Genomic DNA, 26,496 nt, shown 5'->3' on the forward strand with positions numbered 1-26,496 from the left:
TGATACTCGTTGTATATCTTCTAGTCTCATCACTATGCTACGGAACTAAACACCAAATTAACAGGATGATTATGCGCTTTTTGAATTTCTTGAATGGACAAAGCAATTTGAGACAGATTGACGTTAGTGAGGACGATGATTTTGTAGATTTACAACTGACAATCACAAAATATTGGAAAGATGATGACGAGCATCACATTGTCCAAGCTAAAGGGCTTTGGGGGAGAGAGACGGTCGGATTGGCAATCGCCTTTCGTCCCGACATGAAATTGGGTATTGTCGATACGGAAGTCGACAAACAAAGGTTTTATCGCGAAGGAATTAATTTCTATTCGATTGGAAAGCTAAGTGACAATTTTACTAAAGCCTTAAATAGTCTCTTTAAAATTGAAGGTACATCCTCTAAAATGCACGATACTATTGGATCAACCGCATTTATCGTCAGTGGACAACCCGAATATTTTGATGAAGAATATATTAAAGCTAAAGTTTTCTTTGACGACGGAAATGAAAAACATCATTACGCGGAATGGTATGTCAATATAGATTTAAAACACAATATTCTCGAACTTCGAGAAAAAGACCCCGAGTATAGAAAAAACATTATTAGTATCTTGACAAATGTTTAAATTTGAGGGTGCATTCATCAGCTCTTAAAAAAAATAACACGATCCCTTTAAATTCATTTCCCAATGAGTTTAATCTTGGAATGGCTATAAAAAGGAACGCTGTTAGAAATTTAGAATTAGCCAAGATAAGTCAAGCGCATCGTGACGATTTCTATTTGTTTTTCATTCTCGAAGAGGGAAATGGAATATTTGAGATAGATTTTCAGCGGTATCAATTGGGTTCCTCCTCAGTAATGGTCATACAGCCTTATCAAGTGCATCGGGGAATAGTTATGGATTACAGTGCCTTTAGTGTCTTAATGATCAGTGTAGAAAATCTAAACTCAGACTACATAAATGCACTGAAGGACATTGCCACGATTGCTCCCATCGAAATTGATCAGGATACATTGGCGGTCCTATCCCAAACAGTAGACACCTGTTTGAAAATCAATGAAAGAAGACACGAAAAACTATATGCGGCATTAATGAAAGATAGTTGCAATACCATTGCGGCACTTATTATCTCCCAGTATTTAATACAATCAACTAAAAATGATGCACAGTCTAGATTTGAACTTATCAGCAAACAGTTCACATCTCTTTTAGATAAAGATTTTATTGATGTTAAACAGCCAAAGCTATATGCAGAGAAAATGAAAATATCAACCGCTTATCTCAATGAATGTCTCAAAAAAACAACCGGAAAGCCCGTTACGTATCATATTCAGCAACGTGTTGTATTAGAAGCAAAACGTCTGCTCTATCATTCAACTAAATCTGTAAAAGAAATTGCAGTGGAACTGGGATACGATGATTATCCTTATTTTTCACGTTTATTTTCAAAGGTAACCGGTATGACAGCTCTTACCTTTCGAAACAAAAACCTTGAATAATCCAATACTTACCACTTTTTATCTCTTTTAAACTACAGCAAATTCATATTTCTTTGTGTTAGAAATATTGGTCCTGCTTACTGTTAGTGACCTGTTGAACACCATCTTTAATTAATTACCGAAATCCGACAGACAGGATCGTGTAATCCATTAGATCAGAAAACCACAAGTAAAAGAGAACACGAATGAGATATTTTATCGCTGAGCCCGTTGGGCATATCAAAAACGATTTATTTTTTGAAGTCGCAAATTTTCTTTGGGACAGTGGAAATGAAGTTGCTTTAGGTAAAAATATGATATGCGACTGTGAAAAAATGCAACATGATGACTACGATTATACCATATCGTTTGTCTCTAACAGTGAAACTGTCGAATCACTATTTAACACTCATTATACGATCCTAAGCAAATATTTCGACAAAATTGACAATACCAATCCAATGCTAATATTAGCAGATACTGGTATTTATACCAATGCTCTTCCCTATCCCCATAAGATTTACAATTTTGAAAAATTGGACAGAAAAACCCTAGCTAGCTTCTTTGACTGGTGCAAAAAATTTAATTTGTTTGTTAGAAGAAGATAAACCCAACTAGACCATTAAATATCAGAATATGCTGTAGGGTGCAATAACAGCGTAACATTCTTTGATACATTATTTTGATATTGCGGTAAGTCTTGCATTGGTTTGTATAAAGGTCCAAAATCTTTCCAATGTATATTCCGATCTTCCATACTTTCGAAGGTCGTTAGATACATCAAGTTAGGCATTGTGCTACCGGCAATCACCTGTCCATAAAAAACAGCATTAAAATTCAGTTTTTCGAAAATATCAATCTCTCCACTGTTAAACATCGCTATCTTATTTGCGGACAGTTGCTCCGTTGCGGCCTCATAACTTCGTAATTCATAAATGCGTTTACTTTTTTCAGCGGATAATTTAGGAAGCACTGATTTGGGCATTCCTTCAAATGCTTTCATCCATATTGTCTCCAATCTCTTGAAAGGAGGCTTACTATAACTTGCCTTCATATAAGCCTTACCAGCCTCTAGGTATTTTTGATCGTTGGCCAGCCGCTGATCCAAATTAACCAGTAAATTGAGATCAGAAGCACTGATGAACACATAAACCAATCTATCTTGGCCAGCTGCATTTTCCAAGGGTTTAAATACCCCGACATCTTTAAATCCCAATTTATGCAATGCAGGTAGGTAAGCCAGCTCAAGATACTGATCGATGACTTTCTCCTGCTCATCGCTCTCATAATGATATACTTTCAATTGAAAATACGCTTGCTTCGATTTCCCAAAAGCGAACAGGCAATTTCCTGCCATGATTAATGATAGAAGCAATATGCAATGCCAGTTGGGAATAAAATTGTATTTTTTCATTATGAATCAGGACAAAATTGGATATTAATTAGAAAATAAAGATAATACTAATTTTGCAACTTCAAAATTAGACCAGCCCACCAAATCTCCTCGCTTTTTCAGTTTTCTACAGCTAAAATACGGATTTATACTTATTAGAATCGGTATTTTAACCATATTCTCTCGCTAGCTTTTTATTTAATTTAGCTCCACCTTTTTTAAAGCTGCAACATGTCAAATAAAACAATACTTATGTTGGACGATGATAAACATGTCCTTGAAATATGTACAATAATCCTCGAAACAAATGGCTATCATATGGCCGTCTCTGAGACTTCTCATGATATTATCGAAAAAGTAGAAGAGGTACGTCCTGATTTAATTTTGATGGACAATTGGATACCCAAAATAGGCGGTGTAGAAGCCACGCGGCTGCTCAAAAATCATCCCCTATATCGCAATATCCCTGTCATCTATCTATCCGCTAATACCGATATCGAAACACTGGCCCAGCAAGCCGGAGCAGACAGCTATCTTTCCAAGCCCTTTGATCTAGAAGATTTAGAAAATAGAATAGCTGAACTGCTGTAGTTCTATTCTTATACTTCTGTACTGCTACGAAAAGGCTACTAGTACAATTCTTGTTCTGCCTCCCTACTGGTCCATTTGGTCCAATTGTAGCGAATATGATTAAGCATTGTTTTAATGCTATCGTGGTTTATTGTATTGCATATATATATAGTCCAAATTCTCGCGGCACAATTACGAGGAATCGAGGATTGAACATATATCCAATACGTATTTAAAATCCAGATAATAATATATAATTTCGCAATATAATTAAGAGAATTAATCATTAAGCCAGCATCAGTACTCCATGTCAGTCCCCGTTTTAACATTTCAAGCAGGTTCATTCCATATACGTCAGCTGGCAGAGAACGAATCGGCACTTTATAAGGTAATGCGTATCGAGTCAATTCAAACCGAACCAACACTTTTTCGACGCAGCACTCCTCCTGAAATAGAACTATCTGATATAGATTGGGCAGAACGCATAAGATACCCACGCATTGTTTTTGGCCTTTTCGAAAATGAAAAAATGATTGGGATGACGAGCATGCTGTTGCTCAATAAAGAAGAAGCCTACTTTGGTCAGTCTTTCATACAGCCACAGTATAGAAAATTAGGTCTATCGAGTCTTTTGTATAAAATAAGAATGATGTGGGCCACCGGGAATCAATTGAGAAAACTGACTATAAGCCATCGTGAAATAAATATGATTTCAAAAGCCGCTATTCAGAAAGCCGGTTTTCATTATAGTCATAAAGAACTTGTGCAATGGCTCGACGGAACAACTGGTTACTCCATGTACTATAGTCTTTCCCTATAGTCAGTAGGGTGTACTAACTTGATTGTTAATCTATCCCGAGAAAGCAAGCTATGGTAAAATAATAGCTTTCCCATCTTGAATGCGTATATTGAATCGATTTATGATTTATTTAATGCTACGTTTATACCGGATGAAAAAACTAATCTTGAGCATATTCTTTTTAAGCAACTTAGCCTTATATGGCCAACAAAAATCAATAAAAGATAGTTTTACAGCAAAAATTCAGGAGCTAGAAGGCGATATAAATCATGATGGTTATCCGGATAAAATTGTTCTTACCATGGACACATCAAATACAGCAACACCAATTAAAACGCAGGTATTTCTGTCCAAACCCAATGGAAAGCTACGATTGGCCCTCTCCTCCACAACGATGATCGAGCCCCATTTTCCGCTGCCCAACTTCGCTATTGAAAATGGTCAGCTTCATATTTTAGCCGATATAACAGATGGGCATGCCAATTATAAATTTCGTTGCAGAAATGGAAATTTCGAATTGATCTACCTAGAAAAAGGAACCTGGGATGGCAAAAATACAACGACAGAAACCCAATTCAACTTATTGACCGGAATAAAAACCGAACAGGTAAAAGCACTTGGATCCGAAGAGAATATCCAAGAAAGAAAAACTACGATAAAAATCAATCCCTTACCGCTACTGCAAGAACTCAATCAATTTGATGCCCCTTCATTTAGGCTCAATAAGACTCCTCAGCCAACCCGAAGAAATCAATAGAATGCTAAAAGGGCTATCTCACAAGCTACTTCATTGGCTTTCGAGACTTTCCATAAATGCAATAATATCTTTCTTTTCCTTTTCGGTCAGATGCAGATTTTCATCTGACAGTGTCTGATTGGGTAATTTGATCCCCAATCCTGCCCCGCCGCCATTATTGTAAAACTCCATGACTTCATCCAAGGTCTGATAAATTCCATTATGCATATAAGGTGCCGTCTTTTTCACATTTCGGACAGAAGGAATTTTAAAAGCATATTTATATGAATCAACACCAATAATAGTGTAATACCCTAAATCAGCATCAAGAACAGCACTTTTTTGAGAACTAGGCACGCCCAAAACCTCCACCTCACTCTGCATAAATTTGGGCGGCGTAACACCATTGAATAAAGGAAGAAAATGACAGGTTGCACACTTTCCTTTACCCATAAATAAATTAAAGCCATCCACCTCCGAAGCAGATAAAGCAGTTCGGTCTCCGCGCATATATACATCAAATCGACTATTGATTTTAGTTAGACTACGGATATAAGAAGCAAGTGCATTGCTTACCTGCTCAGCCGAGATCGGGCCATCCGCTGTATTGAATGCTTTATTAAATAATGATCGATAGATTTTATCCGAAGAAACGTATTGAATGATGTCAGTTACCGAGCCGTCCATTTCCTGCTTATTACCAATGACATCGTGTATCTGATCTTCCAGCGTCAACGAACGCATATCATAAAAGTAGTTGGACTGTAAGGCCGCATTGAGCAAAGTAGGCGTATTACGTTTGAGCAAACGTCCCGAACCATGAATGTCCACCTGCAAGTTCAACCCATCTGTAAATGCGAGGTCAGGATGATGGCATGAAGCACAACTTCTCGTATGTGTCCCTGACAAAGCAACATCATAAAACAATTTCTCGCCCAATACGGCTTTTTCATTACTGAAGTGAAATTTCGGTCCCGGGCTAAAGGCATCTACATTAAATGCATTTAGATCAAACATCGTATTGACGTCTTGCCGAAGCATTCGATTGTATCTGATTTTAGGGCCTGGAAGATTACGTTCCAACTCTGCTATTTCCGTACTGATGTTGTTGGCAAATTGGGTAATGAATTGCGCCCTATCGAATGATTCAAATTCCGCGTGTTGTTGCAAATATTTGATCGCCCCTGTAAGCATCAAAGCTAGCGTTTCTTTTCTACCTTTATATTGCAAAAGAATTTGCTGTAAACTGCCTAATGCAATGGAAGACTCGATCATACTATTTCGAGAAAGCGCATTATCAAATCCAGTAATTCCTAAGGAAATAATCCGAAACACCTCCAATTTTGTTGCATCCAAAATGCGCCAATCCTCCAATTGATGATCTTCAAAATAGGAAATCAAATAATCCGTATTCGTTATCAAATGTTCGATTTCACGAATTAGCTTTTGCCTATTAAGATTATCGTAAGTGGGATAGATAAGCTCTTCAATCACCTGCAATCCAATAGGCTCCACCCCCCTGGCCAAAGAGGGATCCAACAAATCCGCATTTTCAACTTCCTCCACCGGAGGTCCATTTAACCTCCTGGATAGATCTGCAGTAAAATATTCGGACGCCCATTCAAACTTTTTAAAAAGTAGCCTTGTCTTCAAAAAGGCTCTTCTGAGCCGTAGCGTATCCACTATACCTTTCTGTACTTCGGAATTCAGCGTATCCTTGATATATGTTCTAAAAGAAAGCATCTGACCCAGTACTTCTTTCTGAATCAGATGCTCACGGGCATTGCCCTCTTTTTGTTTTGTATAAACAGGCTGCCCTGTAGTAAATCCAAGGGCAAATACTATTGCAACCAATAAGAAAAACACGACAACCTTTTTACACATAGTTCAATTTCCTATCTCTCGATATAAAAAACGTCTATTTGAAAACGAGCGCATTTCTAAAGGGATTTGCTTTTCTATCTCTTTCAGCAAGAGGCTCTATTCCCCAGCGTTTTTCTATAAATGAAAGAATGCTCACTGTTTCATACGGCGTATGATCCACTACACCACGCTTAGCAAATGGTCCAATGACAATTGCCGGGATACGGCTCCCAGGTCCCCATCGATCAACGACGGGTGGGTTAACGTGGTCAAAAAAACCGCCAAATTCATCGTATGTTAAAATCACCAACGCATCTTTTGCGTTTGGTCCCTCCAATACAGCATTGATCAAATTAACGGCAAGTTGTTCCGATGAATAGACCGCCGAACTTCCAGGATGCTCATCATTGCCCCCACCTGGTTTAACAAAAGAGACACTAGGAAGAGTTCCTTCTTTTGCGGCCTTGATAAAATCGTTTTGATCCTTCATGTGTTTTCGCCCTTCCTTACCCTCTTCATAATTGGCAAAATATAAAAAGGGCTCATGATTGTAGGCAAAGTTGTTTTTACGTTCGGCAACAGCGTCATCCCAACCTTCTGAATACCAAGCCCAACTTACATTTTTCTCTGTCAGGCGATCGCCAATGGTCGGCATAGTCTGAGAAGGTAATAATTTGGAAGTATCAGATTTCGCGGGATAAGGTTTGTTGCGAGAAAGTACATGATTGATCGCATAACCGTCTGGCGTAACCACACCGTCCTTAATCATCTGACCTTTTGCATCGAGTGTGGCAACCATTGAGCTAGGCGCATTAGGCCAGACAGGAATCGCTGCTGAAATCATATAAATGTGATTTAAATAAGATCCCCCAAATACACTTTGAAAGAAATTATCACATAATGTATAATCTTTGGCAAATGGATATAGTGGCAATTTCGCTGTGTTATAGTACCCCATCGCCAGTCCCTTGGAATCATTATAGAGTGCAAATTTATCCATTTTTCCACCATTGATCTGCAATTGATTATGATAAAAACGGTGTGTAACATCGGGCGTCGCCTTATCCGAAGGTACATATTGATCTATATTAAAAAATTGATTGGGTAGATTGGTTGGAAAGGAATTATTACGTGGAATTTCGGGCAGGTATTGATAGGCTTTACCATTCTCGTCTACCTGTAAAAAATCCCCCTTCTTGACATTCGCTATGCCATTAGCTCCCTTGAATTCGCCATAAAGATTGTCAAAACTATGGTTTTCCATATAAATAACAACCACATGGTTAATCTTTTTGATACCTTCATCAAAGGGAATCTCTTGGTGTCGGGCGTTTTTGGTAACTCCGCAACTGCTGATACTCAAAACTCCAAGAGACAAATAAAATAAGTGTTGTAACCGCATCCTGTCTTCTTTTAGTAGGTTAGACTGTAATTTCAAGAACAAACTTACAATTATTATCGTTTTCATAACCTATAATCAAAGGGATTTGCGACCAACGTATCAGGTTCTTTACAGGCCTCCTTCCTCTTGCCACTAAAAACAAAGGCGTGTTTACATACTAACTTGTAGCTTCCACTTCCTCATTCTTGGTATAAAGCTTACTCCGGTAGGTTATACCCCACTTGGTAATCTCATCAATGATTGGACCCAACGTTTTTCCGCATTCGGTCAATTCATACTCCACCGTCAGGGGTTTGGTATTTAATACGGTTCTTCTAATCAGCTGATTCATTTCTAAATCCTGCAGTTCTTTAGACAACATCTTCGCACCTATCCCCTCAACTTCGCGCAACAGTTCCATAAAACGTAATTTTTCGACCAACAATAAAGTACCTATAATATGAAATTTCCATTTTCCTGCCAAAATCTCCATGGTATCGTTAATGGCCAACACCCTCGTTTTACATGCACCTGACGACGTTAAAGTTGCTTCTTTTTTCATTTTACTTTTTTTTATTCATGTATTGTCCACCCTCACAACCTTCCTTATCCCCTATACGATCAACGATAAATGAACACACCAGCAAAGCTTCACGCCACTGACATGATTTCTTTATTCTTACAAAAATACGCATTTATAAAGTTACAGACCACTATCTTTTTGGAAAGTAGTTTCTTTAAGGAAACTGATACCAAAAATAAACTATCTATCATCTACCTTTGTATCGGCAACATCAGAAAGCACAAATTGGCACAGTTGATGCTGCAAAATGTAAAGTGTAAATAACATATAAAAAATAAAACGATTAAAAATGAAAAAGCAATTAATCTCGGGTTTAGCCCTTATCCTGTTGTTAGCTTCTTGTCAAAATACCAACGGAGACAAAGCAACAACAACAACTGCTCAGGAAGTAACTGAACAAAAAGGACAGACTTACACTGTGGAAGCAGATAAAAGCTCATTAAAATGGACTGGTTATCATAAAGGTGGTTTAAACCCAAGATATGGTGTTTTGAAAAGCGAAGGCACACTTTCAGCTGAAAATAATGCCGTTACTGGTGGTACTTTCACGATCGACGTCAATTCTATTTTGACAGATACAGCTTCTGTAGATCCTGCAACATCCGGTGGCAAAAAATCATCAGATTTGGATGCACATTTAAAAAGTGCTGATTTCTTTGATGTAGCAAAATATCCAACTGCAAAATTCGAAATCACCAAAGTTGGTCCATTCGATGCAGCGCAAGGAAAAAGTGTTGTTGCTGATGCGACAAATACGGTGAGTGGTAACTTAACCATCAAGGATAAAACGGTGAATGTAACTTTCCCTGCAAAAATTACGTTCAATGGTGACGAAGTAACATTCTACTCTAAATTTACGATCCAAAGACAAGATTGGGGTCTTTCTTACGGTACAGAAGGTAATCCACAAGATTGGATGATTGCACAAAATGTTGACATTGAACTTAATGTCACTGCAAAAAATGCGAAATAGTTTTCAATAGCGTTTAGTCGCTTTTAGTAAATAGATTAATCGAGTAGGTTCTACTTGATTAATCTATTTGATTTAAATAACCTCCAAATACAAGATCATCATCATTCAAGACATGGATCAAATGTGAATCTTTTAGAAGGTATAATCGGTCACTTAAATCCATTACCTGCCTAAAATAATGATCTGATATCAATATTCCTTTTCGATGTTTTACTAGCTTAATATGTTCTTTAATGAGTTCAATATAAATAGGGCTAAGACCGACAAAGGGTTCATCAAGTAAAGTGATGGATTCTTTGGTATAAATGATCAATAGCGTTTCAAACAAACGAATCATGCCCAAAGATAAGCTACTCAATCGCCTATTTAAATTCTCTTGAATCAATGGGAGCTCCAGCAAATTAACATCATCTATTTGAAAAAATTGAAGGGCTTCAGAAAGCAGCAAATTTCTAGGCAAAAAACCTTCCTGAGGGAGATAGGTAATCTCTCCTGTCTGGTAGCCTTTTTCAAATTTGACACCTTTGCAACGCATGTAAGCAAAGTCCGCTTTGATACGTCCAAATATAACGTTCATCAGGGTAGATTTCCCACTACCATTTCTGCCCAAAATTCCGACTACTTCGTGCTGCGCACATGTCAAATAAAGCCCCGAAAGGATGCTCCTGTCGCTACGACTAAACGATAAACTATCTATGTATAATAGCTCATTAGATAAATTTTCAGACTCCAACATAAAATTATAAATAACAAAAAGTCTATTATAGTAAGCCTTATTAGCAGACTTATGGGAGATATATGCAAATTTTTTAGAAATACTTCTTTCTTAGGAAGATGAAAAATATATTCGGCAATAAAAGAAATAATAGAACCAATGACTTTAAACCAAAAGATGAACATATAGAATGACACCATACCGATGGAACTCAGCATAAAACGAGGTGACTGTAAAAGAATACAGCCTGTCACAAATAAATTAAAAAGAATAATGAATCTGAAAAACTTCAAACTCAACCCAATCGTCTTAATATGCTTCAATAAGAAATGTATTAGATTATAATCGGCGTCATCATTATAAACAGGATTTAAATGCTGAAATGAATATAGCCAAAAAAAATGCCTTAGCATCATTTTTAACATTCCTTAACCCCAGCTGATACAGCTCAAAGGTTTACGGGATCATTATTAATCTTCGATTTGATCCAATTTTTTCTTCACTCGCTGTTTTGCCTCCTGAGCTCATGGAAATTATATTGACGTCCTGTATGTCCATAAAGATTTTCAACGCCAAGGGATTGCGCAAAAACTCTACAATGCATTGGAAGATGAAGCAAAAGGACAAAAAAGTACTTTCGTAACGGCTGATGTAAGTAAAACCGCGAAATCTTTTTTTGAAGCGAATGGATTCAAAGTTATCGCTGAGCAGATCCAAATACGAACTGAAGTCGAAATAACAAACTATAACATGAAAAAAGATCTTTAGACTCAATTCCGAATTTTAGAAATGCTCCCCATAGTCGATTACGTCAGTTTTCAAAATCAGCTCACTTTCAGTATCATTCCTTAATGTCGCTGTTGCTATTTTAGTCTTTGTATCAACATTGAACTCCAGCACAGCCCCAATGTTCTTTTTACCATTAAAAAATGAATCAAAGTTTTTAAAAGTCTCAGTTTCATCAAACAAAAAACGCACAGCACATCGGTTATTTTGCTGATCATACCATTTGATGTAAACATCTTTGGGAATACCTCGAGATGCCATGTCCATATCCCGAAGACGCTCATCAAAGACAAAACGCTCTGCATTATAAAATTCAAAGTCCGCGTCGAATGTTTTAATATCGGCAGACATAACAAGTTTTGGCTGTAAAGAATACCGCGTGCGCAATTTATCCCAATACCCATAGGGAATAGGTTTATTTGCAATAGCTTGTTGAACATCCGAAGGAATAATCGATGTATCGGACAATACCTGTTCGCGCCATTTCTGATTAAAGATATTACCGTACTCACCATTATCCTTGGATTGATCCACAGCCTTGATCGTTACTTTCTCTGCTTGATAACGACCAATTTCGACCTGACGACGTCCTGTCCCAGTGGCCCATATTACAAGTACGCCTCCCGGAGCAAAGCCCAAAATAATCTTATTGTAATGTTCATCAACAGTTTTCGTCGCCCTCTTTTCTTGGTATGCTGTACTGAATAACGTCCGCAATTTACCATAATCAATCGGACCATTCATGCGATAAAAAACATCTTCAACAAATGAATACCAGGTAATGTCCAATGCTTTAGGCAATGACATCACTTGCTCATATGTACCACCCCCAGCTTGCCCCCACACCGCACTATAGTTCACGATATTACCCTCACTAAATGTAAATTCATAATCTTCATCTTTCGGAAAGATAAAACGGCCTTTAAACAACTGAACGGGATAAGCTGTTGGATTACTCATCGCACAAAACCATTTATACCGCCCTTCTCTGATATTATCTTCTTGTGTCAGGCGTTCTTCCCTGAGGTCATTAAACTCACGTATTGTCGTTGAGAACGCGAATATAATCGGTAGCAAAATAAGATATCCAAGCAAAGTCGGAACTAAATATTTCCAGGATTTTACGGCCCATGTTATAATCACGCTACTAAAGAATGTCAGGAAAATACTGAGTGTTAAAATCAAGGGAAACATTTCCTTAATCACTCCCCCTAGATCTGCATAAAGCCGATGCTCGTATTCATCACCCAAGGTTGATAAAAAAAGAAGTACCGGAAGCAATAAAGAAAATAAGCAATAAAAAAGAAAACCATAGCCAAGTTCAAAAGGGAATTTTGGTTTCTCTAAGACCTTTAACTTTTTCCGAAAGAAATTAAAATGGAAATAAACCAAGGCGATAACAATAAAATAAGGCGAACAACAAAATGCAGCATAAACCAAATTTAAATCTGCATTCTGTACAAGTAGGGTCGCGATTAGGCTGATGATGGCAACCAAAAAAGCAGAAACTGTAGCTCTTAAAATCATTGTAATTTGTTTTTAATCCAAAAAAATCTGTTGATTTCGCCTAACCGACAACAACACACTTCAAAAATAACAAGAAATGTTTTAGGAATATAAATCGATCGATATTCAACTACATTGATCAAATATTCGACCCAAAGTAGACAATATATTCTTTTAACAAGAATGTATTTAATTAACTTTTATCGGTTTTCGCCAAAATCGATACCCTGGGCCATTTCAAACACAGTCAGTAAAGGTCCAGCTCCCCCCCTCTCTCCAGCGAGATATCGCTCGTTATAGTAAAAATTCTTCGAAAACACTCCAATCAAAGGTCCGCTAAGGAAAGTCGATCAAGTTTACTAACTTCGTTTTTATTCTTCAAATCATGGATATACATAATAATATTAGAAAAGCCAAAGAAAGTGATTCGCATGTCGTACCTGAAATTATGCTTCAGGCGATGGGAGACATTATATTTCGTTTTATTCAAAAAGAAGATCCAACAGAGGCAGTACTTTTTCTAACCCAGCTTTTTAGGCAAAAAGGTAATCTCTATAGTTATGAGAATACATTTGTCGCAATTGACGACAATGAACGTATTGTAGGCTCTTTAACCGGGTATGATGCTGATCAGTTTGTTGAATTAAGGCAGCCGATTTTGGATCACATGAAGGAGCAATACAACAATAATTTGATTCCAGAAGCCGAAACAGCTGGTGACGAATTTTATATCGATTCAATTGCTGTTGCTCCCATTGCACGAGGTAAAGGTATCGGAACACAACTTTTACAGTATGCGATTACACATGCCAAGCAACATGATTTTAAACAAGTTGGCCTGCTCGTTGACCTAAAGAATCCCAATGCGCAAAAGCTCTATGAAAGGATTGGTTTTAAGCTTGTTAAAAAAACGCCTTTCGCAGGAGGCGAATATTACCACATGTATATTTCCCTTGATTAAATACAGTGTTTATCTTATTTGTTGCCTTTCAGTCCTTATTCCGCCAATCAGTACCACCTAAAACAAAATCCTGAATTAAGAAATGCCACAATTCGTATGGTCAAAGATCTACCTCTTGACAGAAGACCTGAAGAGTATTACGCTGATAATGAAGATTGGGACGATTAACAACGTGATCAACTTTTTACGTTTATTTAGAATAATTACTGATAATACTGTATTTTTGCGCTGTTCATCCTATTGACAGCGCATCTATGACAAATAAAAGAGCTAAACAAAATATTCTAAAAAATATACTTGGAAAACTCCACCTTTATTTGGGCTTATTATTTGGTGTAATCTTTTTTGCTGTTTGCGTTACAGGAATGTTATTGAGTTTTGAAAAAGAGCTTACCCCACTTTTATGGCCGAAAGAACAGAAGGTAACCGTACAAACCAATCGTCTTTCCCTTGCACATATTTCCCAAAAAGCCGAATCTATATTTCCGGACAAAAAGTTGTTTCGTGTCGAAATTCCAGCGGATCCTTCCCGCAGTGTCCGTATACAGTATGGACAAAAGAAGACCGGATACTGGTATGCATATATGAATCCTTATACTGGAGAACTATTATCCAAAGGTCGGCAGAGTGACCGTTTTTTTCAAAAAACCTTAGATATCCATCGTTTTCTTCTCGTCGAAAAAATCGGAAGTACCCTAACGGGAATCTCAGCTCTAGCGGCTCTCTTTCTTGCCCTAAGTGGCATTTACCTTTGGTGGCCCAAAAATAAATCCATGCTCAGACAACGTGTAACGATGAAAATGGCAGCCTCTCTCAAAAGAAAGGTCTGGGATTTTCACGCAGTCGGCGGTTTCTACGCATCTTTGTTTTTAATTATTTTTACCTTAACAGGATTGACCTGGAGTTTCGATTGGTACAATAAACAATTCTATAAAGTATTGGGTTCAACCCAAAAATCAACAAAAGAGAAGATCAGCAACGCCAATAAACTGGCTTTTTCAGATTACCTTGTACTGGATACGATCTATCAGCAGTTAAACAGCCTATACCCTACCTCGGGAAATATAATTGTCACATTTCCTGAAAAGAAGGATTTAGCTTTTGCGCTAACCAAGGAAAACTTTTCAAATGCAACTTTACAGATCAACCAGGCATTCTTTGACAGCAAATCCGGACAGTTACTTAAAAATAACCCTTTAGAAAAGTTACCTTTGGCACAGCAGGTTCAACGTATGATGAAATCCATCCATATGGGATCGATATTTGGACTACCCTCTAAAATTATTGCATTCTTAGCCGTTACACTTGCTGCGTCTCTCCCCATCACAGGGATATGGATATGGCTGAACAAAAGAAAGAAGAAGAAACCCTCAAAAAGCAAAAAAAATAAATCAATTCAACTTCAAACCATAGCATAGCATACCATGCGTGTTATCCATAAATAATATCTTGGTGACTCATCCAATTTTTTTCGATATTAGTAGCTATGACAGACCGCAAAGAAAATTCGACGAATGCAATCAATGAAAAAACATTAAAACAGTTCTGTAATGCCTCAAAAACGTTGGCATTATTCAGTGGTCGATGGAAACTTTCGATTCTATTCAAACTCCTCGAGCAGGACACAAACTATTCGGAATTCAAAATTCTTCTGCCCCAAGTAAGCGATCGTACACTTGCGAAACAATTGAAAGAATTGCAGCTGGATGGACTCATTCAAAAAGACCGAAGTAAAACAGCATCCGTCTATTCACTGACCGACAAAAGTCATCAGCTAAAACCCCTATTGGGAGCGCTCTCTGAGTTTAATAACGACTATCCTTAACTAAAATCAACCTGCTCCAAAAATTCAATCACCTCTCCATTTGGACTATAAACGAGACTGTTGCGTACAAAAACATCTTTTTTACCTTGACTGAGCCTGAGTTCGAAAACACCAGCACTCAGGTCCTCTGCACCATGGGCGATAGCCTGTATTCGGGCATCTTCGGCATCTTCTACCGTAAAACACAGATGAAGTAGCGCATTCTCGACATATTCCTCTCCTTCTTTACGCCTTCTTCCCTGCGTTGGAATAGCAGCATTCTTATCACAAATTTCCAAATAATAGCCTACAGAGGCATTAAAAAGCATGGCACAGCGTTCTAAATTGAACTCGGGTAGCGACCATTCATGCACGACAATAAAACCAAGATTTCCATAAAAGCCAATCGTCTTATCAAAATCCTGAGCCTTAATCGATAGGTGGTGAAAACCCACAATATTATCTTTCAATTCCATAGGGTATAATTTTTGAACAAAACTAATGTGTTTTTCCGGAGACTGGAACAACTTACAAAATTGTAAGTTGCGTTGGTCGTATCGAAAACCAACAACCAATTCTATTGGACCAGAAAAGAGTATACGTTAAAACTAGCGGTATCAAAAGGGAGATTTTAAATTACAGGAGTTAGATCTTATTATTTTAGTGTACTTTTGCCCGGTAAATTCTTCGATCTGAACAAGAGACAAAAGCGTTGTAACTACCATGAGTTTATAAAAATGGGGCATTCCTTAGACATCATTTCGATGGACTTTGCTGCCAAAGTATCGTGACATCCAGCATAAGAAATCGAATGTTATAAATTCTTCAAAAATCAAGATAGAATGCGCAAAGTTTAAAGCCCTTGGTCTATATATATTTGCAAATAAAATGAAACAGCATCTTCACAGACAATTACGAATCTATAGATATGTGATCTATAGAGAGACATTAGTCGATCCTTGGGAACATTTTTGGTCATTTATTGGTGCATTTGTTGGGATATTTATTATCGCCTATATCCAATCACTTCATTTACCTTCGCTGGAAAATATCTTTTTGATAGGTTCTTTCGGAGCTTCCTCGGTTTTGGTTTATGGTGCCATACAAAGTCCACTTGCACAGCCACGCAATTTAATCGGCGGCCACGTTGTTTCAGCAATCGCCGGGGTTACCGTTGCACAGCTCCTTCCCGATATTATCTGGCTGACCGCTCCCTTTGCTGTTGCATTATCGATCGTTTGTATGCAGCACACGCGCACGCTGCACCCTCCTGGTGGAGCAACCGCACTTATTGCCGTCAGTAGTGGGACAAAAATCTCTTCAATGGGGTACTGGTATGTATTAAGTCCAGTACTATCGGGCTGCTTAATTTTATTCCTTGTGGCGCTAATCTTTAACAATATCACCAAAAATAGACATTATCCCGTAAAGAAATCACGTTTGCGCCGTTCAAGAAGGCAGCATTTAAAAACCCGTTTTGACAGAACCAAGAGTCCATCAAACCTATAAGGCTCTGGAATCCCCCATTCTATCCAAATCTATCGGATAGAATGGTCAACTAACTCATATACAAGCAAAATCCCACCCAAGAATAAGCTGGCATTGTCTATTTGACCCCATCAAGCCCCTATAATCAATAAAATTACCTTTCTCTTTAAATTCAGCAGTTTATTAAAAACAGTTTGCATAAATTTTAACAATTACCTAATTTAACAAATAAAAAACATATTAATACACAAAAGTATTTCTGTAAAAATAATTATTTAACATAAAATTAGTTTTTACCAAAACAATTGTTCCGAAATAGCGTTAACTCGTTTATTCATTGCATTTAATTTTATACTAAACAACGTAAACCAATCATGACTAGATTTACACAAACACTGCTGTTGATTCTATTAATCTTAACAAGCCAACTTGTTGTTAATTGTTCCTCGGATGACGATTCAATCAATGAAATTGAAAATTCGACCAGTTGGATGGATGACCTTGAAAAATCTTTGGGAACAGGAACCAAAGCCAAATTAAATAACTGGATAGCAAAGGGCTTGGATCAGACCAAACTCAAAGAGGCATTTTCCAAATCGAAGGATAAAGCTGCTTTGATGAATAACCTAGAAACTGCACAAAGCATTTACCACCAAAGGGTATATATCGAAGACTGGAACAATATCCCTGGCATAGAGAAATCTGATTATGTACCGAATGGCTTATCCAGTGGAAAAATAAGTCCCTGGAATAACCCAGATTTAGATTTACCTGCCGTTGAGGCAGCCAATTTTGTCGATGCGACAGCAATAGAACTACCAGCGGGTACAAAAATATATCGTGTCACCGGAGGAAATCCTGCCGGTGGTTACTGGACAAAAGATATACCGAAGTCCGTTGGCGACGTAATCGGCGGTACTGCCGTTCAACCAGCATGGAACAATTTCAGTAAATTTTACCGTTATGAAGTACCGCAAACACAAACCTTAAAAGTATGGCAAGGGACCACAGCAAGACAGCCTATTGCCGCAGGTGTCATTAATCCACACCTTCCGGGTAAAGCAATTCAATTGTTCATACCCGCAACGGTCAGAGATGACGCCTTTAAGAAATTAGTACAAGAAATTCCTTTACCATGGTAAATATCGAACACATAAAAAATTATTATCTGCAACTCTTGACGATACTAGAACAGGAAGCATCACTCAACCCTCCGATTGGGGCGTTTTTAAACTATGTTCTCCCTTATAAAAGTAAATTTTCAACCGCATCCACGATAGACAATGAACAAGAATTACGAGAATTTATAAGAGGAGCAAACCGTTTTGCCGATGAGTTTTCATTTTCGGATCACAACAACAGCCAAATACGGCTTCTGATTAAAAGTCTTTATGACATATTAAATCATAACAACTAAGAATCAATAAGCAATGGGGACAGTACAAACCGCCCCCATTGTTTTATGACCTCTTCTTATTTTTCCAAAGAAAGTGCCACCCCTTCCTTAATTTCATCATTTGCATGCAGCAGAATCCGGTCGTTTATATTCAATTGACCAAAAATCTCCGTTGAATCATGCGTAGACACCCCCTCTTTGACATCCACAAAATGAGCTTTTCCATTGATGACTTGAATAACATATTGCCTTTCCGTCGAACGAACAATACTATTGGATGGCACCAGCAAAGAACTGGCCCCAGCAGAAAGTGGAATATCAACCTCACAATATAAACCAGGTTTCAGCAAATTATCCGCATTGGGAACATCAACCTCAATTGCTTCAGACTGCATGGCCCCCAGCGAATTGGCCGACCGAGCGATCATCCCTTCAAATATCTTATTCGGTTTATTATTGAAACGATAAGCAACTTTTTTAGACAAATCAACTTTGTCCACATAGGTCTCCGGAATTTGCACTTCCAATCTTAATCGATTAAGATCCTGCAGAATAAGTAAAGGTTGGTCGTTGCCTTTTCCTGGACCTACCAATGCACCTTCCGAAACATTACGTTGCACAATAATACCATTAAAAGGAGCTTTAATATCCAAATAAGACTGCATCATCTCAACCTCCTCTACGTTGGCCTTTTCAGACATAGCAACGGCTTCATCGGCTTTCATCTTGGACAGTGCATTATCCAAATCCAAAGGTGAGACGGCACCTTCTTCCTGGGCGGCATTTTTAAGCCGGCGATATTTATCTTTGCTTGCGGAAGCCGTTTCTTGCGCCTGTACATAACGCGAACGTGCGGCCTGTACCGCCGCTAGCATTTCAGGTGCTTCCAATTGGATTAACAATTGGCCTTTCTTGACAATTGTACCACGGTCTACATGGATATGCTTGACAAAACTATTCATCTTTGCATAGATATTTACTTCATTATATGGTTTAAGCTTCCCAGGCAATCTCACGCTGCTTGACATCACCTTTTCTTGCAATACCGCAACTTCATGAGCTGCCGTCTTCCCCGGTTGTTTTGGCGTAAGGTCTATAGGCTTCTCCGTGCTTCCGCAAGCGGTCAGCAAACTTATCGACATGAACACATAGCATAATTTTTTCATATGTAATGATTTTCCCATCCTAACGATGGCATATTTTTTCTAAAAATTTTAATCTCCAGCCTAACGTAAAATCGAATTTAAGCTTACAGCACTTAATAACTAATTTGCGATATAGGAATTGTTTTCTATAATAATCTCTGCATTCACCGGTTCTTCATGAGGCAGAAGCGAGGCAGAATTATAGTTGGATTTTTCTTTCATCCATACAAACAACAGTGGTAGGATAAAAAGAGCTGCGAAAGTCGACGCAAATAAACCGCCGATAACAGCACGTCCAAGTGGAGCCGCCTGCTCCCCAGTCTCTCCCATTCCCATAGCCATCGGAATCATCCCCGCAATCATAGCCATACTTGTCATTAATATGGGACGCAAACGTGTAGCAGCACTCGCAAAAGCCGCCGTCCGTGCATTACGAAGATCGATCCGCAGATTTTCCGCACCCGAGACGATAAGAATGGCATTTGCAACCGAAACGCCTGTAGACATGATCATGCCCATATAGGATTGCAGGTTTAACGTTGAACCCGTCACTAGAAGCATTAACAACGCTCCTAGGATAACTGCTGGAATAGTCACCAAAGCCGTCAATGAAAGTTTCGCACTTTGATAGTTTGCAGCCAACAAAAGAAAAATAACAACAACAGCACACAGCAAACCTATTTGCAGACTACTCATGGTTTCCAGCAAAAGTGTCGACATCCCTTTCATCTCAACAATAACGCCACGCGGCGGAGCAGTCAACGCGCGAATAGCCTTTTGAACATCCGAAGTCGCTGTTCCCAAATCCTTTTGATGTATGTTGGCTATCACGGTGAGGTAGCGTCTTGGTCCCTGCCGATCGTATTCGCCGGGCATATATTGTGTATTGAAACTCGCAATATCACCTAAGGTTGGAGTTAACTGTCCTTTAACCAATGGGATTTCACGCAATTCGTCCATCGTATTCATGACATATTCGGGAACCTGAACCTGCACTTGGTAGGTATAGGTATTGTTTTCATCAAGCCATTGTATCTTTTGCGTAAAACGGCTCGAAGAAGTGCTCGCCGTCACAGAGCGCGCAATATCATCCATCTGTAAACCCAATTGTGATGCTTTAAGCCGATCGATGCCTATTGCTATTGTCGGTAGCTTTAAGGGTTGAGCAATCTGCACATCCCGTAAATAATCGATCTTATGCAGTGCCGAAACAACCTTATCAGCATATGACTTCATCTCATCCATCTTCTTTCCGGCAATACGTACATCAATAGGTGTCGCCGCACCTTGACTCATGATTTTCTCGGTCATGTCTATGGGCTCAAAATTGAACCGCAAACGTGGCATCTTATACTGAATATTACGTCGGAGTACATCTTTAAGTTCATCCATATTGACATGATAATCTGCATTTAAATTAACCTGAATGACGGCTTCATGTGTTCCTGTATTAAAAACATACAAATTACTAACACCATAACTGCTCGGAACCAAACCAACGTAAGAAGAACTGATCGCAACCTGATGATTGACCGTGCTATCAATCAGCTGCAGCACCTGTTTAACAGATTCTTCCGTACGTTCTAACCTTGTCCCGTCCGGCTCCTTGATACGCAATTGAAACTGTCCATTATTGACCTTCGGCATCATGTCCTTACCAATATATAGGAATGCGAGCGCCGACATCACAATCGTACAAAATAAATAGCTTAAGACAACCTTACCCTTATGACGCATGGATCGATGTAATATCACTCGGTACCGCTTTTTTATCCGATCAAAAAGACCCGGAGAATCCGATTTAACATGTCCGATAGCATGATCCTTAAGCAGCCAATTCGATAAAATCGGAACCAACGTCTGCGCCATAAAATAGGAAGCAATCATAGTTAAACCAATGGACAGCGATAAGGGTAAAAACATGGCTCTTGGGATACCTTCCATCATAAACGAAGGCGCAAATACCGCTAAAATACAAAAGAGAATCAGTAGCAATGGCACTGCAATCTCCTGACAGGCAATATAAATTGCTTTCCGCTTAGGTGTCCCCTTTTCTTGATGCTGATGTATACTTTCAATCGTCACTGTAGCTTGGTCAACTAAAATTCCAATCGCCAGCGCCAAACCACTCAACGTCATGATATTAATTGTTTGGCCAAAAAGCTTCAACAACAGTACCCCCAATAAAATGGAAACTGGTATCGTAACAATGACAATCAGGCTGCTGCGCCAATCCCGCAAAAATAACAACACCATCAACCCGGTCAATAAAGCACCCAGTCCGCCCTCATGCAAAAGACTTTGAACCGAATTCATCACAGCCACAGACTGATCAAACTCATAAGACACCTTTACATCCTCAGGAAGCAAGTTTTGAATCTCCGGCAATTTAGCTTTCAGATTACGCACAACGGCCCAGGTTGATGCATCTGAGGTTTTCACCGCAGGAATATAAACGGATCTTCTTCCATTGATCAAGGCATAACTTACCGTGATATCAGATGCGTCCGATACACGCGCGACATCCTTTACATAGATAGGTATCCCATTTTTCGTCAAAATTGGAATATTAGCAAAATCACTGACATTCTTGATGAGGGAGTTTATCGTCGTGACATACATCGTATTATCAAGGTGCAGGTTCCCAGAAGGGGACATCACATTGAATTTTGATAATGCCATCACGACTTCATCCGCAGTCAGGTTATAACTCCGTAATTTATTGGGATCAACATTGACCGTTATAGTTCGTGAGTTGGCTCCAAAAGGTGGTGGTGCCGAAAGTCCAGGCACAGCGGAAAACATCGGGCGTACAAGCGTACTTGCCATATCGTATATTTCCTTTAAACTTCTTGTTTTTGATGACAGAACAAGCTGTCCGACAGGAAGTGATGAAGCGTCAAAGCGGACAACTTGTGGAGGCAGCGCTCCCGGAGGAAAGAACTTCATGGCCCGGTTTACCTGCAACGCAACCTGTGCCGATGCTTCAGCCATATCCGTATTTTCATAAAAACTTAATTTCAGTAGAGTAAGCCCCTGAATATTTTTGGCAGAAATATTTTTTATGCCGTTAACATATAGAAATTGATCCTGCATCCGGGAGGAGAAAAATCCCTCCATCTGCTGGGGAGACATCCCCCCATAGGACTCAATCACATATATTGTTGGCGAATTAAGCTGGGGAAATATATCGATAGGTATCTTAAAAAGTGATAAGATGGAAAATAACAGTAGACTCAGCGTAATAATCACTGTCGTAATTGGCCGTTTTAAAGCAGCTGTAACTAATGACATAGACATTTATTTAAAAAGTTGGAGAAAACCGTCTACATTATTCTGGGCAACGACCTGATGGAATAATGCGAGGTAATAATTATACTTGGCAGCGATATAATCCCGTTCGGCCTGATAGAGCATATTTTGAGCGACATTGACTTCTACAATATCTGTTAGCCCGTTTTTATAGAGCGAAAACTTTTGCCGATAGGCTGCATTAGCGGCTTTAGTCTGATGTGGAATCTCGTTTAACCTCTTCTCGGCGGTAGCAACCTCTGCAGAAGACTGCTCAATATTCATGGTTATATTTGCCTGTTCCTCCTGCAACTTTTGACCTGCTTGATCAACCATCAACCGCCGGGTATTGAGTTTTACTTTTTTCCGCTGAAGATCAAAGATGTTGTAATTGATTCCGACACCAACGAGATAATTACCCCGTTCCACTCCAAACCCCTCCGCTAAGGATCGATAACTATTGCTGTGATCTACACTCGCAGCACGTCCCCACACTGCCCCCGAAAGAAAGAGCTTAGGACGGTAGCTTTTCGACACCAGCTTTTCCTCCATTTTGGTTTTATCAAATAAAGCATTGTAATAGGCTACTAAGGGATGCTGCGTACCCCCATTCAATTCAATGGGCGAACTTTTCACCTGCTCAAAGAGGATCTTTTCAGCGGTCGTATCGGCAACAATTTGATCGGAGGGCAATCCAGACAGCGTCGATAAACGAATCTGCAACTGCCGTTGTTGATTTTCAAGTTCAATTAGGCTCAGTTTCGCTCTTGAAATCTCCGCATCCGCCATACTGGTATCAACCCCCGCCCGGATACCGCTTTTAACTACAGCAAATATCGATTGCCTGATCTCTCGGTTTCGATCGATACTCCTTGTCTGAATTTCAATAAGGTCATGCAACTTTAACAGTTGAAGATAACTGTAGATCGTAAACGATTGCAGGTCGTATTTTGATTGATCAAATCGTTTCTTTTCAACATTAATCGCCGATTGAGCCAATTGATCTTGCGCCTGGTACGCGCCAAAATTATAGATCTCCCATTGAAATGCCGCAATAGCAAGGTTGCTGCTGACGGCATGGTAATTATTATTTTCACGTATTCCCCCATTGTTGGTCGGCACAATACCAAAACCAAAGTAAGGTCCGGGTACATTATTATTTGAACCGAGATCAGCTTGATAGGATAGCTGCAAACTCGGCAAACGGTTGTTTCGTATCTCCTCCGCACGTGCTTCTTGTACCATAGTACCCGTATAGTCAGTACGCAAAGAAGGTGCATGTTGTGCTACCGCAGACAATAAATCATTGAGTTTGATAGGTATATTATTTTCCTGCCCATGACAAAAAACGCCACAGGAAAGCAAGAAAACTCCTATCAGGACTATTTTCTTAAACATGTTTAATATCTTATTTTAAATAAATTACAGCAACGAAATTCTTAAGCAGAATAACGCCTTTCGTCTATTTTAAACAGCTATCAAATCATAAAGTCAATCGGAGATGCAACAGGTAGAGCCGCTCAAAAGGGCTAAATAGTTGACTTAAGAAATTGTTTGTCGGATTTTTCCCAACGGAAGGTGAGAAAAAATTGGAGAAATGGAAAATAAGCAACGTTCGGATGCGTCCCACTACTGCAGACATACCATTACAGATTATGCTGCCTTCGCTGGTTTCAACCCAATCCAGGTATTCCTGCTTTCTTTTGCTGAAAGCCTTGATAACCGTTATAAACTCATTCTCGCCCTGAGCTTTGGCCTGATGATATAACGTAAAACCAATTAATGGCTTTACGACAAGCAACAAAGCGCTAATCAACAGCAAAACTCGAAATGTAATTTGTTTGAACATAGGTACCACGACTTACACGTAAACCACAATATGTATTTACAAAACAAATATAATTAACGTCGTAAAATGCTACTGTAACATTAGCATAGCCATAGGATTTGTAAACACTATGTTGCACAAATCGCTCAAATATCAGGACTATCCTTCACATCCTCTAAAACGGTTGTCATGGCCCGATAGATTCCATACAATAAGAATAGTAGACTTGTAATTGTAAGCCCCAGATACTCCACGACCCAAGCAATAAGTATGGCTACCAGATGAATTTTACCATTCTCAGGTTTAAACGCCGCGCCCGAATAAACGTAGTAAGCGATGGAACCAAATAACACCAACCATATCATCGCATAAACATAATGAAGCGGATTGTTGCTGAGCTTTTTATTTTTAAACATGTGTCAAGTTTTATGATTTGTTAGCCATCCGTTTATCTAAACAGCAAACGGATATGTTGTCAAATGTAAGACCTAACCCAGCTTTTCGCAAGGCACAACTATAATTCGCATTCGATGGTTTAATATTCGTTGCACCGGTAAAAAAATCGGCATCAGCAATGGTCGGCATACACCTATTTCGCTACCTTAACAACAAAATAAAAAGTCCCTTACATTACTGCAAGGGACTTTACGATAACCGATTATTCCGACCTGATTTTTATGCAGTTGGAAATTTGCTCATATCCATATAAAATATCTCCCAGGTATGACCATCAAAATCTTCAATACTCCGCTGTTGCATAAACCCGTAGTCTTTCATTGGCGTTGGTTCAATGCCACCAGCTTTCAGTCCTTTATCGACAATTTCGTTCACACGATCCAAACCGGAAACAGAAAGTGAAAATAGTCCTGCAATCTGTTTTTTTGTATCTGCTAGCGGTTTTTCTGTAAATGTTTTAAATTTATCCGGAGATAAAAGCATCACAAAAATATGCTCACTCCAAACCATACATTTGCCTTGTTCATCGGAAAACTGAGGATTATTCGTAAAGCCCAGTTGTGTATAAAAATCCATTGACTTATTCACATCTGCTACTGCGAGATTAATAAATATCTGTTTCATCATTTTAAAGTTTAATTGCTTCTTATCCTACAAATTTGGAAATTTTCATCCAAAAAAAACTTGACCTATGCGAAGATTTTTATTCAGCATCAATAAATAGGCAGCGGAATGGTCATACCTTATATGGAGAGCTCATTATATGGATAGCTTGTTACTTAGAAAGCTCATTCAATTCGGCCTGTGAAAACACATGATCACCTTTGAGATAATTATTTGCTTCCTTCAAATAGATATAGATCACTTCTCGCCCCTTTGGATTGGGCAATTTATGTAAATTGTGGACCAAGTATTCTTTATCTCGTAATCGATCTTTACTATAGCTTAAAAAAGAAGGTGCATGTGTCTGCACGCTCCAACGAATAAAACGTAAATCGATATTATCGGGATATTTCATGATCATTTCCTCCAAAAGCTTTTTCCCTTTCTTGAATTGACCTAATTTTGTAAACGGATTACCCATATGTTTCGCCCATAATATTTCATAAGCAGCCAGGTATCCCTTCTCCGTTGCGGAATTGGCAGCTCCCTCCAATAATTTCAGATTCGCTTCACAGAGTTTCTTATTTTGAACAGCAGTAGCGTACTCGGCTCGCATTTTATCAACATCGACTTGACCAAAACAACATATCCCACATAATACCAAAGAGACACAGACAAAAAATCGTATAACCATTTTAAATTCAATTAAAGTAAAAAATAGAACGCTGTTCTAGTA

The 26,496-nt window shown here is 38.8% G+C and carries 28 protein-coding genes; 14 read left to right on the plus strand and 14 right to left on the minus strand.

The features are described 5' to 3' along the window. Nucleotides 1-71: 71 nt before the first annotated feature. From AB1Z56_RS14500 to AB1Z56_RS14510, 3 genes are all read left to right on the plus strand, one after another. Nucleotides 72-629: a hypothetical protein gene (locus AB1Z56_RS14500; RefSeq protein WP_309362565.1), complete on the plus strand. Its 558-nt coding sequence runs from the start codon at nucleotides 72-74 to the stop codon at nucleotides 627-629. 80 nt (nucleotides 630-709) lie between these two features. Continuing rightward, nucleotides 710-1,504 carry a helix-turn-helix domain-containing protein gene (locus AB1Z56_RS14505; protein ID WP_309362564.1) on the plus strand — a complete coding sequence of 265 codons (795 nt, stop codon included), beginning with the start codon at nucleotides 710-712 and terminating at the stop codon, nucleotides 1,502-1,504. Between the two features lie 185 nt (nucleotides 1,505-1,689). Continuing rightward, nucleotides 1,690-2,091, plus strand: coding sequence for a hypothetical protein (locus AB1Z56_RS14510; protein ID WP_293897321.1), 402 nt, complete (start codon nucleotides 1,690-1,692; stop codon nucleotides 2,089-2,091). 14 nt (nucleotides 2,092-2,105) lie between these two features. Here AB1Z56_RS14510 and AB1Z56_RS14515 read toward each other — a convergent pair whose 3' ends face one another. Then, a complete protein-coding gene (locus tag AB1Z56_RS14515; protein WP_426789466.1) occupies nucleotides 2,106-2,840 on the minus strand; it encodes an NIPSNAP family protein in 735 nt (244 codons plus the stop codon). Between the two features lie 267 nt (nucleotides 2,841-3,107). Between AB1Z56_RS14515 and AB1Z56_RS14520 the strand changes: the two genes are divergently transcribed. The 3 genes from AB1Z56_RS14520 to AB1Z56_RS14530 all read left to right on the plus strand — a co-directional run bounded on the left by AB1Z56_RS14520 (nucleotide 3,108) and on the right by AB1Z56_RS14530 (nucleotide 5,002). Next, nucleotides 3,108-3,467, plus strand: coding sequence for a response regulator (locus tag AB1Z56_RS14520; RefSeq protein WP_309362562.1), 360 nt, complete (start codon nucleotides 3,108-3,110; stop codon nucleotides 3,465-3,467). Nucleotides 3,468-3,753: 286 nt separating this feature from the next. Next, nucleotides 3,754-4,266, plus strand: coding sequence for a GNAT family N-acetyltransferase (locus AB1Z56_RS14525; RefSeq protein WP_309362561.1), 513 nt, complete (start codon nucleotides 3,754-3,756; stop codon nucleotides 4,264-4,266). Nucleotides 4,267-4,396: 130 nt separating this feature from the next. Then, complete coding sequence (locus AB1Z56_RS14530) at nucleotides 4,397-5,002, plus strand: hypothetical protein (protein ID WP_309362560.1); 606 nt, start codon at nucleotides 4,397-4,399, stop codon at nucleotides 5,000-5,002. A gap of 30 nt (nucleotides 5,003-5,032) precedes the next feature. Here AB1Z56_RS14530 and AB1Z56_RS14535 read toward each other — a convergent pair whose 3' ends face one another. The 3 genes from AB1Z56_RS14535 to AB1Z56_RS14545 all read right to left on the minus strand — a co-directional run bounded on the left by AB1Z56_RS14535 (nucleotide 5,033) and on the right by AB1Z56_RS14545 (nucleotide 8,787). Beyond that, entirely contained in the window at nucleotides 5,033-6,865 is a 1,833-nt protein-coding gene (locus AB1Z56_RS14535) for a cytochrome-c peroxidase (protein ID WP_426789467.1), read from the minus strand. 34 nt (nucleotides 6,866-6,899) lie between these two features. Then, nucleotides 6,900-8,246: an acid phosphatase gene (acpA, locus tag AB1Z56_RS14540; RefSeq protein WP_426789468.1), complete on the minus strand. Its 1,347-nt coding sequence runs from the start codon at nucleotides 8,244-8,246 to the stop codon at nucleotides 6,900-6,902. A gap of 157 nt (nucleotides 8,247-8,403) precedes the next feature. Continuing rightward, complete coding sequence (locus AB1Z56_RS14545) at nucleotides 8,404-8,787, minus strand: winged helix-turn-helix transcriptional regulator (RefSeq protein ID WP_075993811.1); 384 nt, start codon at nucleotides 8,785-8,787, stop codon at nucleotides 8,404-8,406. 310 nt (nucleotides 8,788-9,097) lie between these two features. On the opposite strand from AB1Z56_RS14545, the gene AB1Z56_RS14550 reads away from it, so the two are divergent. After that, nucleotides 9,098-9,781 (plus strand): YceI family protein, encoded by a 684-nt coding sequence (locus tag AB1Z56_RS14550; protein WP_115050093.1) that lies wholly within the window; start codon nucleotides 9,098-9,100, stop codon nucleotides 9,779-9,781. Between the two features lie 58 nt (nucleotides 9,782-9,839). On the opposite strand, the gene AB1Z56_RS14555 is transcribed toward AB1Z56_RS14550, so the two are convergent. Beyond that, nucleotides 9,840-10,517 (minus strand): ATP-binding cassette domain-containing protein, encoded by a 678-nt coding sequence (locus AB1Z56_RS14555; protein WP_426789469.1) that lies wholly within the window; start codon nucleotides 10,515-10,517, stop codon nucleotides 9,840-9,842. Between the two features lie 516 nt (nucleotides 10,518-11,033). Between AB1Z56_RS14555 and AB1Z56_RS14560 the strand changes: the two genes are divergently transcribed. Further along, a complete protein-coding gene (locus AB1Z56_RS14560; protein ID WP_426792394.1) occupies nucleotides 11,034-11,264 on the plus strand; it encodes a GNAT family N-acetyltransferase in 231 nt (76 codons plus the stop codon). 15 nt (nucleotides 11,265-11,279) lie between these two features. Here AB1Z56_RS14560 and AB1Z56_RS14565 read toward each other — a convergent pair whose 3' ends face one another. Next, nucleotides 11,280-12,809, minus strand: a complete 1,530-nt coding sequence (locus AB1Z56_RS14565; RefSeq protein WP_426789470.1) for a DUF2931 family protein — start codon at nucleotides 12,807-12,809, stop codon at nucleotides 11,280-11,282. Between the two features lie 364 nt (nucleotides 12,810-13,173). On the opposite strand from AB1Z56_RS14565, the gene AB1Z56_RS14570 reads away from it, so the two are divergent. The 3 genes from AB1Z56_RS14570 (at nucleotide 13,174) to AB1Z56_RS14580 (ending at nucleotide 15,574) form a co-directional block, all read left to right on the plus strand. Continuing rightward, on the plus strand, nucleotides 13,174-13,749 hold the full coding sequence (locus tag AB1Z56_RS14570; protein ID WP_426789471.1) for a GNAT family N-acetyltransferase: 576 nt from the start codon (nucleotides 13,174-13,176) through the stop codon (nucleotides 13,747-13,749). A 254-nt stretch (nucleotides 13,750-14,003) separates the two neighbouring features. Further along, entirely contained in the window at nucleotides 14,004-15,167 is a 1,164-nt protein-coding gene (locus tag AB1Z56_RS14575) for a PepSY-associated TM helix domain-containing protein (protein WP_426789472.1), read from the plus strand. 68 nt (nucleotides 15,168-15,235) lie between these two features. Next, a complete protein-coding gene (locus AB1Z56_RS14580; protein ID WP_426789473.1) occupies nucleotides 15,236-15,574 on the plus strand; it encodes a winged helix-turn-helix transcriptional regulator in 339 nt (112 codons plus the stop codon). On the opposite strand, the gene AB1Z56_RS14585 is transcribed toward AB1Z56_RS14580, so the two are convergent. Further along, the gene (locus tag AB1Z56_RS14585) at nucleotides 15,571-16,029 is read right to left on the minus strand and encodes a VOC family protein (protein WP_426789474.1); all 459 of its coding nucleotides are present in this window, start codon (nucleotides 16,027-16,029) and stop codon (nucleotides 15,571-15,573) included. The two genes, AB1Z56_RS14580 and AB1Z56_RS14585, sit on opposite strands and share 4 nt — an antisense overlap. Before the next feature lie 412 nt (nucleotides 16,030-16,441). Between AB1Z56_RS14585 and AB1Z56_RS14590 the strand changes: the two genes are divergently transcribed. The 3 genes from AB1Z56_RS14590 (at nucleotide 16,442) to AB1Z56_RS14600 (ending at nucleotide 18,458) form a co-directional block, all read left to right on the plus strand. Beyond that, a complete protein-coding gene (locus AB1Z56_RS14590; RefSeq protein WP_309362546.1) occupies nucleotides 16,442-17,062 on the plus strand; it encodes an HPP family protein in 621 nt (206 codons plus the stop codon). A gap of 353 nt (nucleotides 17,063-17,415) precedes the next feature. Then, nucleotides 17,416-18,183 (plus strand): hypothetical protein, encoded by a 768-nt coding sequence (locus AB1Z56_RS14595; protein ID WP_426789475.1) that lies wholly within the window; start codon nucleotides 17,416-17,418, stop codon nucleotides 18,181-18,183. Next, a complete protein-coding gene (locus AB1Z56_RS14600; RefSeq protein WP_426789476.1) occupies nucleotides 18,177-18,458 on the plus strand; it encodes a hypothetical protein in 282 nt (93 codons plus the stop codon). Before AB1Z56_RS14595 ends, AB1Z56_RS14600 begins: the two co-directional genes overlap by 7 nt. Before the next feature lie 56 nt (nucleotides 18,459-18,514). Here AB1Z56_RS14600 and AB1Z56_RS14605 read toward each other — a convergent pair whose 3' ends face one another. The 7 genes from AB1Z56_RS14605 to AB1Z56_RS14635 form a co-directional block, all read right to left on the minus strand. After that, nucleotides 18,515-19,603 carry an efflux RND transporter periplasmic adaptor subunit gene (locus tag AB1Z56_RS14605; RefSeq protein ID WP_426789477.1) on the minus strand — a complete coding sequence of 363 codons (1,089 nt, stop codon included), beginning with the start codon at nucleotides 19,601-19,603 and terminating at the stop codon, nucleotides 18,515-18,517. A 99-nt stretch (nucleotides 19,604-19,702) separates the two neighbouring features. After that, nucleotides 19,703-22,876, minus strand: a complete 3,174-nt coding sequence (locus AB1Z56_RS14610) for an efflux RND transporter permease subunit (protein WP_426789478.1) — start codon at nucleotides 22,874-22,876, stop codon at nucleotides 19,703-19,705. Nucleotides 22,877-22,882: 6 nt separating this feature from the next. Beyond that, entirely contained in the window at nucleotides 22,883-24,271 is a 1,389-nt protein-coding gene (locus tag AB1Z56_RS14615; protein WP_426789479.1) for a TolC family protein, read from the minus strand. A gap of 85 nt (nucleotides 24,272-24,356) precedes the next feature. Beyond that, nucleotides 24,357-24,722 (minus strand): hypothetical protein, encoded by a 366-nt coding sequence (locus AB1Z56_RS14620; RefSeq protein ID WP_115050065.1) that lies wholly within the window; start codon nucleotides 24,720-24,722, stop codon nucleotides 24,357-24,359. A 125-nt stretch (nucleotides 24,723-24,847) separates the two neighbouring features. After that, nucleotides 24,848-25,117: a hypothetical protein gene (locus tag AB1Z56_RS14625; protein WP_313264239.1), complete on the minus strand. Its 270-nt coding sequence runs from the start codon at nucleotides 25,115-25,117 to the stop codon at nucleotides 24,848-24,850. Between the two features lie 259 nt (nucleotides 25,118-25,376). After that, a complete protein-coding gene (locus AB1Z56_RS14630; protein ID WP_309362533.1) occupies nucleotides 25,377-25,784 on the minus strand; it encodes a VOC family protein in 408 nt (135 codons plus the stop codon). A 148-nt stretch (nucleotides 25,785-25,932) separates the two neighbouring features. Continuing rightward, a complete protein-coding gene (locus tag AB1Z56_RS14635) occupies nucleotides 25,933-26,454 on the minus strand; it encodes a hypothetical protein (RefSeq protein WP_426789480.1) in 522 nt (173 codons plus the stop codon). Nucleotides 26,455-26,496: the final 42 nt, after the last annotated feature.

Origin of the sequence: Sphingobacterium sp. WOUb80 (assembly GCF_050058145.1) — a bacterium.
Taxonomy (GTDB): Bacteria; Bacteroidota; Bacteroidia; order Sphingobacteriales; family Sphingobacteriaceae; genus Sphingobacterium.

What these genes read in the sequence shown, in the direction of transcription:
- AB1Z56_RS14500 (WP_309362565.1), top strand. Translation starts at nt 72, where the DNA reads ATGCGCTTTTTGAATTTCTTGAATGGACAAAGCAATTTGAGACAGATT.
- AB1Z56_RS14505 (WP_309362564.1), top strand. Translation starts at nt 710, where the DNA reads ATGGCTATAAAAAGGAACGCTGTTAGAAATTTAGAATTAGCCAAGATA.
- AB1Z56_RS14510 (WP_293897321.1), top strand. Translation starts at nt 1,690, where the DNA reads ATGAGATATTTTATCGCTGAGCCCGTTGGGCATATCAAAAACGATTTA.
- AB1Z56_RS14515 (WP_426789466.1), bottom strand. Translation starts at nt 2,840, where the DNA reads ATGGCAGGAAATTGCCTGTTCGCTTTTGGGAAATCGAAGCAAGCGTAT.
- AB1Z56_RS14520 (WP_309362562.1), top strand. Translation starts at nt 3,108, where the DNA reads ATGTCAAATAAAACAATACTTATGTTGGACGATGATAAACATGTCCTT.
- AB1Z56_RS14525 (WP_309362561.1), top strand. Translation starts at nt 3,754, where the DNA reads ATGTCAGTCCCCGTTTTAACATTTCAAGCAGGTTCATTCCATATACGT.
- AB1Z56_RS14530 (WP_309362560.1), top strand. Translation starts at nt 4,397, where the DNA reads ATGAAAAAACTAATCTTGAGCATATTCTTTTTAAGCAACTTAGCCTTA.
- AB1Z56_RS14535 (WP_426789467.1), bottom strand. Translation starts at nt 6,865, where the DNA reads ATGTGTAAAAAGGTTGTCGTGTTTTTCTTATTGGTTGCAATAGTATTT.
- acpA (WP_426789468.1), bottom strand. Translation starts at nt 8,246, where the DNA reads ATGCGGTTACAACACTTATTTTATTTGTCTCTTGGAGTTTTGAGTATC.
- AB1Z56_RS14545 (WP_075993811.1), bottom strand. Translation starts at nt 8,787, where the DNA reads ATGAAAAAAGAAGCAACTTTAACGTCGTCAGGTGCATGTAAAACGAGG.
- AB1Z56_RS14550 (WP_115050093.1), top strand. Translation starts at nt 9,098, where the DNA reads ATGAAAAAGCAATTAATCTCGGGTTTAGCCCTTATCCTGTTGTTAGCT.
- AB1Z56_RS14555 (WP_426789469.1), bottom strand. Translation starts at nt 10,517, where the DNA reads ATGTTGGAGTCTGAAAATTTATCTAATGAGCTATTATACATAGATAGT.
- AB1Z56_RS14565 (WP_426789470.1), bottom strand. Translation starts at nt 12,809, where the DNA reads ATGATTTTAAGAGCTACAGTTTCTGCTTTTTTGGTTGCCATCATCAGC.
- AB1Z56_RS14570 (WP_426789471.1), top strand. Translation starts at nt 13,174, where the DNA reads ATGGATATACATAATAATATTAGAAAAGCCAAAGAAAGTGATTCGCAT.
- AB1Z56_RS14575 (WP_426789472.1), top strand. Translation starts at nt 14,004, where the DNA reads ATGACAAATAAAAGAGCTAAACAAAATATTCTAAAAAATATACTTGGA.
- AB1Z56_RS14580 (WP_426789473.1), top strand. Translation starts at nt 15,236, where the DNA reads ATGACAGACCGCAAAGAAAATTCGACGAATGCAATCAATGAAAAAACA.
- AB1Z56_RS14585 (WP_426789474.1), bottom strand. Translation starts at nt 16,029, where the DNA reads ATGGAATTGAAAGATAATATTGTGGGTTTTCACCACCTATCGATTAAG.
- AB1Z56_RS14590 (WP_309362546.1), top strand. Translation starts at nt 16,442, where the DNA reads ATGAAACAGCATCTTCACAGACAATTACGAATCTATAGATATGTGATC.
- AB1Z56_RS14595 (WP_426789475.1), top strand. Translation starts at nt 17,416, where the DNA reads ATGACTAGATTTACACAAACACTGCTGTTGATTCTATTAATCTTAACA.
- AB1Z56_RS14600 (WP_426789476.1), top strand. Translation starts at nt 18,177, where the DNA reads ATGGTAAATATCGAACACATAAAAAATTATTATCTGCAACTCTTGACG.
- AB1Z56_RS14605 (WP_426789477.1), bottom strand. Translation starts at nt 19,603, where the DNA reads ATGAAAAAATTATGCTATGTGTTCATGTCGATAAGTTTGCTGACCGCT.
- AB1Z56_RS14610 (WP_426789478.1), bottom strand. Translation starts at nt 22,876, where the DNA reads ATGTCATTAGTTACAGCTGCTTTAAAACGGCCAATTACGACAGTGATT.
- AB1Z56_RS14615 (WP_426789479.1), bottom strand. Translation starts at nt 24,271, where the DNA reads ATGTTTAAGAAAATAGTCCTGATAGGAGTTTTCTTGCTTTCCTGTGGC.
- AB1Z56_RS14620 (WP_115050065.1), bottom strand. Translation starts at nt 24,722, where the DNA reads ATGTTCAAACAAATTACATTTCGAGTTTTGCTGTTGATTAGCGCTTTG.
- AB1Z56_RS14625 (WP_313264239.1), bottom strand. Translation starts at nt 25,117, where the DNA reads ATGTTTAAAAATAAAAAGCTCAGCAACAATCCGCTTCATTATGTTTAT.
- AB1Z56_RS14630 (WP_309362533.1), bottom strand. Translation starts at nt 25,784, where the DNA reads ATGATGAAACAGATATTTATTAATCTCGCAGTAGCAGATGTGAATAAG.
- AB1Z56_RS14635 (WP_426789480.1), bottom strand. Translation starts at nt 26,454, where the DNA reads ATGGTTATACGATTTTTTGTCTGTGTCTCTTTGGTATTATGTGGGATA.